At 64.4% G+C, this 8,146-nt stretch carries 6 protein-coding genes; all 6 read left to right on the forward strand.

Going from position 1 to position 8,146, the window contains the following annotated elements:
* Positions 1 to 283 precede the first annotated feature (283 nt).
* A complete protein-coding gene (gene dnaA / locus B3587_RS14020) occupies positions 284 to 1,579 on the forward strand; it encodes a chromosomal replication initiator protein DnaA (protein WP_375236744.1) in 1,296 nt (431 codons plus the stop codon).
* Positions 1,580 to 2,030: 451 nt separating this feature from the next.
* Entirely contained in the window at positions 2,031 to 3,182 is a 1,152-nt protein-coding gene (gene dnaN / locus B3587_RS14025) for a DNA polymerase III subunit beta (protein ID WP_292729783.1), read from the forward strand.
* A 46-nt stretch (positions 3,183 to 3,228) separates the two neighbouring features.
* On the forward strand, positions 3,229 to 4,398 hold the full coding sequence (recF, locus tag B3587_RS14030; RefSeq protein ID WP_292729785.1) for a DNA replication/repair protein RecF: 1,170 nt from the start codon (positions 3,229 to 3,231) through the stop codon (positions 4,396 to 4,398).
* Positions 4,395 to 4,892: a DUF721 domain-containing protein gene (locus tag B3587_RS14035; RefSeq protein WP_228179212.1), complete on the forward strand. Its 498-nt coding sequence runs from the start codon at positions 4,395 to 4,397 to the stop codon at positions 4,890 to 4,892. Before recF ends, B3587_RS14035 begins: the two co-directional genes overlap by 4 nt.
* A 121-nt stretch (positions 4,893 to 5,013) precedes the next feature.
* On the forward strand, positions 5,014 to 7,053 hold the full coding sequence (gene gyrB / locus B3587_RS14040) for a DNA topoisomerase (ATP-hydrolyzing) subunit B (protein ID WP_292729790.1): 2,040 nt from the start codon (positions 5,014 to 5,016) through the stop codon (positions 7,051 to 7,053).
* 38 nt (positions 7,054 to 7,091) lie between these two features.
* The coding region (locus B3587_RS14045; protein ID WP_292729793.1) for a DNA gyrase subunit A at positions 7,092 to 8,146 on the forward strand (1,055 nt) is incomplete at its 3' end.

Raw genomic sequence — 8,146 nt, forward strand, 5'->3', positions numbered from 1 at the left:
ACATTATCCCCAGCGTCATCCACCATCTGGAGACGACACGCGCGTCGCGTCTACAGTTGATTTTGCGCTGACGGATGCCGCTGACTACCGTTGCTCCGAAAGTTATCCACAGCCGGGGACGGGCTCGCCGCACCGATGCCGCTGAAGCCTGAGGGGGGCCATGTCGACCCACGAGATTCCGGATGTTCCCGTCTGGACCGCCGCGCTGGAAATCATGCGTGGAGATGACCGAATCACCCCGCAGCTGGAGGGGTTCCTCAATCTTGCGGTAGCTCAAGGCGTCATGGGCGGCACCCTCTACCTCGATGTTCCGAACGAACTGACCGCCGCGCAGATCAATAAGAGGATGCGCGCGCCGATTCTCGAGGCACTGGCTCACGCCGAAGATGGCAGTGGCGAGAGCGTGTCGGCTTTCCGTGTGGTCGTGAACCCTGACCTGGCCGAGTCTCACCTGACTGCGGTCCTGCCGTTGGCCGCGCCGCCCGCGGCATCCGTTCACCGCGCTGCCGAGGAACCCGTCGAGTCGACGAACACCTCGTCGCGAACCGACACGCGCTTGAACCCGAAGTACACCTTCGACAACTTCGTCATCGGCCAGTCCAACCGGTTCGCTCACGCAGCCGCGGTAGCCGTCGCTGAGGCGCCGGCCAAGGCCTACAACCCGCTCTTCATCTACGGCGATTCCGGACTCGGCAAGACCCACCTCCTGCACGCGATCGGCGATTACGCGATCAGCCTCTATGCCGGGATCAAGGTTCGATACGTCTCGAGCGAAGAGTTCACGAACGACTTCATCAACTCCATCGCGAACAACCGGGGCGCCGCCTTTCAGGCGCGATACCGGGATGTCGACATCCTCCTCATCGACGACATCCAGTTCTTGCAGGGCCGCGCAGAGACTCAGGAAGCCTTCTTCCACACCTTCAACCAGCTCCATGATCACGACAAGCAGGTCGTGATCACGAGCGACGTGCCCCCGAAGCACCTGACCGGGTTCGAAGATCGGATGCGGAGTCGGTTCGAGTGGGGCCTCATCACCGATGTCCAAGCACCCGACCTCGAAACGCGCATCGCGATCCTGCGTAAGAAGGCGCAGAGTGAGCGACTCCACATTCCCGACGACGTCCTGGAGTACATCGCCACCGCGGTCTCATCGAACATCCGCGAACTCGAGGGCGCACTCATCCGGGTCTCGGCTTTCGCGAGCTTGAACCGCTCGAGCCTCGACATCTCGCTGGCCCAGACCGTGCTGCGCGACATCATCGATCAGGATGACGCCAACGTCATCTCACCGACCGACATCATCGCGGCCACCGCTACGTACTTCAAGCTTTCGGTCGACGATCTTTACGGGTCCAGCCGCTCGCAGGCAGTCGCCACCGCCCGTCAGATCGCCATGTATCTGTGCCGAGAGCGGACGAGCCTCTCGCTGCCGAAGATCGGGCAGCTCTTCGGGAACCGCGATCACACGACGGTGATGTACGCCTACAAGAAGATCAGCGACCTCATGAAGGAACGTCGCTCCATCTACAACCAGGTGTCTGAGATCACCGCTCAGCTGGGCCGCAACGGCCGCTGAGCCGACTCGCTTGCGACCAATCCGGGGCTCATAGGAAGCTCATGGATTCTCACTTGACACGACGCGGGTGGTGGCACAAAAATACGCGTTCCCCACATTGTGGATAACTTGTGGATAAGTGTGGAAGCTGCACGCTCAGTTGTGAATGAAGCTGCACGCGCTTGTGGAACGAGAGCATCCGTCGCGAACGCCGACGCGTCGCTTCACGCAACTCATCCGCAGTCCCTCCACAAATGACACGAATGTGGTTTCGGCTCGGCGCAAGGGATCGCGCGATTCATCCACAGTTCCCACAGCTGTTAACACCATGACAAAGAACTTCTTGAGATGAATCCGGTTCGATGACCTTCGGTGCGACGCTGCCGTCAGGGCGAGCCCCCGCGGATCTCTTGAAGTCACAAGACATGTGGGCACTAGCATGGGAGAGCCCAACCGGATCGAGGGAGCGCACGTGAGGTTCGAAGTCAACCGCGATGTGTTCAGCGAGGCTGTGTCGTTCGTCGTCAAGCTGCTGCCACAACGCAATCCGCAGCCGATCCTGGCGGGCATCCTCATCGAGGCAAGCGCAGACGGCCTGTCGTTGTCGGCGTTCGACTACGAAGCATCGGCACGAACCCTCATCGAGGCAACGGTCGATGACCCGGGGACGATTCTCGTCCACGGTCGATTGCTGTCCGAGATCGCGAACCGGTTGCCCAACGCTCCGGTCACTGTTCGCGTTGACGACGACGGCGGGATCCTGCTGACCTGCGGTTCGGCGACCTTCACGCTCGCATCCATGCCGGTTGCCGAGTACCCTGCGATTCCCGAAGTCACGGGCGAGTCGGGTCTCGTCCCCGCCGAAGATTTCGCCACCGCGATCGCGCAGGTGGCCTTCGCGGCATCCCGCGACGATGTCACGCCGGTGCTGACCGGTGTTCAGCTCGAAGTCTCCGGCAACCGTCTGAGCCTCGTCGCCACCGACCGCTACCGGGTCGCCCTGCGGGAGATTCCCTGGGATCCGGCAGGTGGAGCATCCGAAGAGGGTGCGACAGCTCTCGTTCCCGCCCGCACTTTGACCGAGGTCGGCAAGACCTTCGCGCACTCGGGGCAGATCTCGATCGCGTTCTCGGGGAGCGGCGACCGCGAGATCATCGCGTTCACGGCGGGCAACAAGACAGTCACGTCTCTGCTGATCAAGGGCAACTTCCCTCCGGTCCGCCGGCTGTTCCCCGAGCAGACCGAACACCACGCAGTCGTCAGCACCTCGGAGTTCGCCGAAGCGGTGCGCCGTGTGTCGCTGGTGCTTGACCGGTCAGCGCCGCTGCGGTTCACGTTCACCGCAGAGGGCGTGTCGATGGATGCCGCCGGCACCGAACAGGCCCGGGCTACCGAATCCGTCGATGCGACGCTGAGCGGTGACGATGTCACGCTGGGCTTGAACCCGCAGTACCTGCTCGAGGCTCTCGGCGCGGTTCGCAGCGAGTTCGCACGGGTGACCTTCACCTCGAGCGATAACGCCAACAAGCTGAGCCCCGTGCTGATTACCGCCCAGACCTCGGTCGACCGTTCGGGCGAGGATTCCTTCAAGTACCTGCTGCAGCCCAACCTGCTGCTGCGCTGATCGCCGACGCGGGTTGCGCGTCGCCGGTGGCGGATAGCCTGTACCGATGATCGTCGAGCGGCTGAGTCTCACTGACTTCCGCAACTACGCTCGTGCCGAGCTTGAGCTCTCCAGCGGACCGACGGTTCTGGTCGGAAGCAACGGTCAGGGCAAGACCAATCTCGCTGAAGCTGTCGGGTACCTCGCGACGGCCGGTTCCCACCGCGTGTCATCTGACGCACCGCTGGTGCGCGACGGTTCGGACTTCGCCATCGTTCGGGCAACCCTCGCGCACGGGGAACGGCGGTTGAACGTCGACGTCCAGATCAACCGTCAGGGCTCCAACCGTGCGCAGGTGAACGGAACCGGCATCCGCACCGGAGAGCTCGGACGTTACGCGCATGTCGTCCTGTTCGCGCCCGAAGACCTGCAGATCGTCCGCGGTGATCCGGGCGCGCGGCGCCGCTTCGCCGACCAGCTTCTCGTGCAGCGATACCCGCGACTGTCGGCGACACTCGCCGACTACGACCGCGTTCTCAAGCAGCGCGGGGCGCTGCTGAAGTCGGCCCGCGCCAGGCGCCTGGACGCTGAAGCCCTCCCGACCCTGGATGTGTGGGATGACAAACTCGTCGCCCTCGGGGTCGAGATCATCCGCGCGCGCGAGGCACTGGTGCGGGATCTCGCGGGACCGATCGCCGATGCATACGCCTCGATCGCCGGGGCCGATCACGCCCCGGATGCGCGGTGGGTGCTCTCGGTAGACGGCGCCGACCCCGATGACGACGAGGGCCGGGCCGGCGTCACCGAGACCGGCGACCTGTTCGAGCGATTTCGTGCCGCGCTGCGCGAAAGACGCGCATCGGAACTGGAACGCGGGGTCAACCTCGTGGGTCCCCACCGGGACGACCTCCTACTTTCGCTTCGGGGCCTGCCCGCCCGCGGGTACGCCTCGCACGGCGAATCGTGGTCGCTGGCCCTGGCGCTGCGTATTGCGTCGGCGCACCTGCTCCGAGCCGACTCTCAGCTCGGCGACCCGATCGTCATCCTTGATGATGTCTTCGCCGAACTCGACGCGGGTCGCCGGGCGCGCCTGGCCGACATCGTGGGTGAGTTCGAGCAGGTGATCGTGACCGCCGCGGTCGAGCAGGATGTTCCCGCGGCGCTTCGGGTCGGTACGGTCCGGGTCGAGGCGGGCACCCTGAGTGGCACCGGCCCCGCTGAGCGGGACGTGTCGTGAGCACGGAGGCGGAAAGGACATCGTCGGTTCCCGAGACCATCGCCACGTACCTGCGTCTGCGAGGGCTTGCCCCCACGGCCCGCGTCGCCCGCCGCCGGAGGCGCAGGACCGATGACGAGAACGAGCCGTTCACGGCGGGTCGCGACCCGAAGGGGGTCGCCGACATCCTCACCGACCTCACGCGGGAGGCGGGATGGGACGCACAGCTGGCGCGGGAAGATGTGGTTCTCACCTGGAACGAGGTTGCCGGGGCCGAGACGGCCCGCCACACCCGTCCGGTGGGCTTTGTCGACGGCATCCTCACCGTCCAGGCCGATTCGACGGCGTGGGCTCGGCAGCTGCAGAACATGCGCTCGCAGATCCTCACCGAGATCATTCGTCGGTTCCCGGATGCCGGGGTCGAGAGCGTCCGCTTCATCGGGCCGGACGTCCCCTCCTGGAAATGGGGGCCGAGAGCCGTTCCAGGCCGCGGTCCGCGCGATACCTACGGCTGACCCACCTCCCGGGACGTCGCGGCGAATTTCATCGCGCCACAGGCCCGCAGAGCGCTGAATGCTGCCCTGGACTTGATAGACTGTCCGATAGTCCTATCGTCGATGTGGAGCGCCTCTCACCATGCCCTCAGAAGTCCCTGAAAGCGTTCCCGAAGATCCCCAGCTCGCAAACGCCGGCAAGGTCCAGAACGAATACGGGGCTGACGCCATCCAAGTCCTCGAAGGACTGGAGGCGGTGCGCAAGCGACCCGGCATGTACATCGGCTCGACCGGTGAGCGGGGCCTTCATCACCTGGTGTACGAGATCGTCGACAACTCGGTCGACGAGGCCCTGGCCGGCTATTGCGACACCATCACGGTCACGATCCTCGAGGACGGTGCGGTTCGGGTGGTCGACAACGGCCGCGGAATCCCGGTCGACATGCACCGCACCGAGGGAAAGTCCACCGTCGAGGTCGTCCTGACGGTGCTCCACGCCGGCGGTAAGTTCGGCGGCGGCGGATACGCGGTCTCCGGTGGTCTGCACGGCGTCGGCTCCTCGGTTGTGAACGCCCTGTCGACGCGCCTCGAGGTCGAGGTCAAGCGCCAGGGATTCGTCTGGCGCCAGTCGTTCCGAAACGGCGGAACTCCGCTCGCACCGCTCGAGAAGGGCGAGCCGAGCGACGAGACCGGAACGACCATCACGTTCTGGCCGGATGCCGGGATCTTCGACACCGTGCACTTCGACTACGACACCCTCCGCACCCGTTTCCAGCAGATGGCCTTCCTCAACAAGGGGCTGCGGATCACGCTACGAGACGAGCGCCCGGAGTCCGCCTACGTCGTCGACGATCAGTCCAGCGATGCGGCCGCCACCCAGCCCCACGATGACTTCCTCTACGAGCGCGGGCTCGTTGACTATGTCGAGTACCTCAACAAGGTACGCAAGACCGAGGTCGTCAACGACGAGATCATCGAGGTGGAGTCCGAAGACACTGACCGCCACATTTCGCTCGAACTGGCGATGCAGTGGACCACGAGCTACACCGAGAACGTGTTCACCTTCGCGAACACCATCAACACGCACGAGGGCGGAACCCACGAAGAGGGATTCCGCGCCGCGTTGACGACGCTCGTCAACCGGTACGCGCGTGCCCAGGGCATGCTCAAGGAGAAGGATGACAACCTCACCGGTGAAGACATCCGTGAAGGACTCACCGCCGTCATCTCGGTGAAGCTCTCTGAGCCGCAGTTTGAGGGTCAGACCAAGACGAAGCTCGGCAACACCGAAGCCAAGGCTTTCGTGCAGAAGGTCGTCGGCGACCAGTTGACGGACTGGCTCGACCGCAACCCCGCGCAGGCCAAGAACGTCATCCGCAAGGCGATCGATGCGGCAACCGCACGACTCGCTGCTCGCAAGGCACGCGAAACCGCACGCCGCAAGAGCGTTTTCGAGTCGGCGGCGATGCCCGACAAGCTGAAGGACTGCGTCTCCAAGGACCCGTCGATCAGTGAGATCTTCCTCGTCGAGGGGGACTCGGCCGGTGGCTCGGCTGTCGGTGGTCGCGATCCGCACACCCAGGCGATCCTTGCCCTTCGCGGAAAGATCCTGAACGTCGAACGCGCGCGCCTTGACCGGGCCCTGGGTAACAAGGAAGTCCAGGCGATGATCTCCGCCTTCGGCACGGGTATCGGTGAGGACTTCGACATCGCGAAGGCCCGGTACCACAAGATCGTGCTGATGACGGATGCCGACGTCGACGGTCAGCACATCACGACGCTGCTGCTGACTCTGTTGTTCCGCTACATGCGCGGGCTCGTCGAAGCCGGCTATGTCTACCTGGCGCAGCCCCCGCTGTACCGGATCAAGTGGACCAACTCCCCCCACGAGTACGTGTACTCGGACCGCGAGCGGGACGCGCTTCTGACCGAGGGAGCTGCCGCGGGCAAGCGCATCCCCAAAGACAACGCGATCCAGCGCTACAAGGGTCTCGGTGAGATGAACGCCGAGGAGCTGTGGGAGACCACGATGGATCCGCTGACCCGGACGCTGCGCCAGGTCACCATCGACGATGCCGCCGCCGCCGATGAGATCTTCTCGATCCTCATGGGCGAGGACGTGGAGTCCCGCCGCGGGTTCATCCAGCGAAACGCGAAAGACGTCCGCTTCCTGGACATCTGAGTACGCGAGCACATCGAAACGACGAAGTAGAGACAGACATGGCAGACGAACAACGTCCCGAGCCGGTGCACAACCACGGTCGAATCGATCAGGTCGACCTGCAGCTGGAGATGCAGCGGTCCTACCTCGACTACGCGATGAGCGTCATCGTCGGCCGCGCCCTTCCCGACGTGCGCGATGGGCTCAAGCCCGTGCACCGCCGTGTGATCTACGGCATGTACGACGGCGGCTACCGCCCCGACAAGTCGTTCTCGAAGTGCTCGCGTGTCGTGGGCGAGGTCATGGGTCAGTATCACCCGCACGGTGACTCGGCCATCTATGACACCCTCGTCCGCCTCGTTCAGCCGTGGGCGCTGCGATACCCGCTAGCGCTCGGACAGGGGAACTTCGGTACCCCCGGAAACCAGGGGGCTGCCGCACCGCGATACACCGAGACCAAGATGGCGCCGCTCGCGTTGGAGATGGTCCGGGACATCGAGGAAGAGACTGTCGACTTCCAGCCCAACTACGACGGGCAGACGCAGGAGCCGATGGTGCTGCCTGCGCGGTTCCCGAACCTGCTTGTCAACGGGTCGGTGGGTATCGCGGTCGGGATGGCCACCAACATCCCGCCGCACAATCTGCGCGAGGTTTCCGCCGGCGCACTCTGGGCACTCGAGCACCCTGACGCCACCCGCGAGGAGCTCCTCGAAGCTCTGATGGAGCGGATCCCCGGCCCCGACTTCCCGACATCCGCGCAGATTCTCGGCACCAAGGGAATCAAGGATGCCTACCGCACCGGCCGCGGATCGATCACGATGCGCGCGGTGGTCAATGTCGAAGAGATCCAGGGCCGCACGTGCCTGGTGATCACGGAGCTGCCCTACCAGGTCAACCCCGACAACGTCGCGGTGAAGATCGGTGACCTCGCCCGCGAGGGCAAGATCACGGGCATCGCCGATATCCGCGACGAAACTTCGGGCCGCACCGGCCAGCGCCTGGTCATCGTGCTCAAGCGCGACGCTGTCGCGAAGGTCGTGCTCAACAACCTCTACAAGCACACGCAGCTGCAAGAGAACTTCGGCGCGAACATGCTGGCCATCGTCGACGGTGT

Source organism: Microbacterium sp. UBA837 (genome assembly GCF_002296025.1).
Taxonomy (GTDB): domain Bacteria; phylum Actinomycetota; class Actinomycetes; order Actinomycetales; family Microbacteriaceae; genus Microbacterium.